Below are 571 nucleotides of genomic sequence, written 5' to 3' on the forward strand. Positions count from 1 at the left end.
GTCAGCACATGCGCGCCGAGCCCGCCGACCGAGGCTTCCTCGATCGTCACCGCCACTTCATGCGTGGTCAGCAGCTTGCGGATCAAGTCCTCGTCGAGTGGCTTGGCGAAGCGCAAATCGGCGACGGTGGTCGACAGGCCCCGCGCCTCCAGCGCCTCGGCCGCGCGCAATGCCTCGCCCAGCCGCGTGCCGAGCGACAGGATCGCCACCTTATGCCCCTGGCGGACGATGCGGCCCTTGCCGATCTCGAGCCGCTCGGCCACCTCGGGCAGCGCCACGCCAGTGCCGTTGCCGCGCGGATAGCGCAGCGCGATCGGCCCGCTGTCATGTAGCACGGCAGTGTGCGTCATGTGCACCAGTTCGGCTTCGTCGGCCGGGGCCATCACCACCATATTGGGCAGCGACGCCATATAGGTCACGTCGAACGACCCGGCATGCGTCGCGCCATCGGCCCCGACCAGCCCGGCGCGATCGATCGCGAAGCGCACCGGCAGGTTCTGGATGCACACGTCATGTACGACCTGATCGTAGGCGCGCTGCAGGAAGGTCGAATAGATCGCGCAGAACGGCC

1 protein-coding gene is annotated in these 571 nt (G+C 68.1%); it reads right to left on the reverse strand.

The features are described 5' to 3' along the window. On the reverse strand, nucleotides 1-571 hold a 571-nt coding region (locus AACY08_RS28250), incomplete at both ends, for a transketolase C-terminal domain-containing protein (RefSeq protein ID WP_339472393.1).

This window comes from Pseudomonas sp. EL_65y_Pfl1_R83 (genome assembly GCF_963970695.1).
In the GTDB taxonomy this organism is placed as follows: Bacteria; Pseudomonadota; Gammaproteobacteria; order Pseudomonadales; family Pseudomonadaceae; genus Aquipseudomonas; species Aquipseudomonas tritici.